Source organism: Streptomonospora wellingtoniae, assembly GCF_031845375.1.
GTDB lineage: Bacteria > Actinomycetota > Actinomycetes > Streptosporangiales > Streptosporangiaceae > Streptomonospora > Streptomonospora wellingtoniae.
In genome coordinates this window covers 1-479 of the sequence record NZ_JAVREK010000069.1, presented here as the reverse complement: position 1 = coordinate 479, position 479 = coordinate 1, and the positions used below count along the sequence as shown (strand labels likewise).

The 479-nt window shown below is 42.2% G+C and carries 1 protein-coding gene; it reads left to right on the top strand.

The window, feature by feature from the left end:
- The coding region (locus RM446_RS24660; RefSeq protein WP_311547838.1) for a hypothetical protein at window positions 1-334 on the top strand (334 nt) is incomplete at its 5' end.
- Between the last annotated feature and the right edge of the window lie 145 nt (window positions 335-479).

Genomic DNA, 479 nt, shown 5'->3' with positions numbered 1-479 from the left:
AAGATGTTTGATCTCCACAAAGCCTTTATCCTGCCGATTCCCCACAATAGAAAAGCAGGTACAATGGGCGATCTTTGAACTTTTAGGTACCGAAGATTGTCCAGTCATCGCAGTAGGAAAGCATCAGGAAAATGGGGAGAAGGTGTTTACTCCTCTTCCTTCTGTGGACGTCAGGGTATCAACGGATAGCGTCCTATTAATAAAGAGTCAAATGATTCGCATTGGAGAATCATGTTCCGATCCCGATTATGAATCCAGCATGAAAAATGGATGGCTGTCTACTGGGATCCCCGTTACCTTAACCGCAAAATGCCATCTCCAAATGCAGGTATAGAAAAAGGAACAAGCTTTTCATATGTTAGCTTAGTATGCCTGCATGAAAAGAGCTTGTTCCTATTGAATTTTTTTATCCTGTTGACACGTTGGACATGTACCATAAAATTCCAAACGATGTGAGTCCACTGTATAGCCTGTTCCCT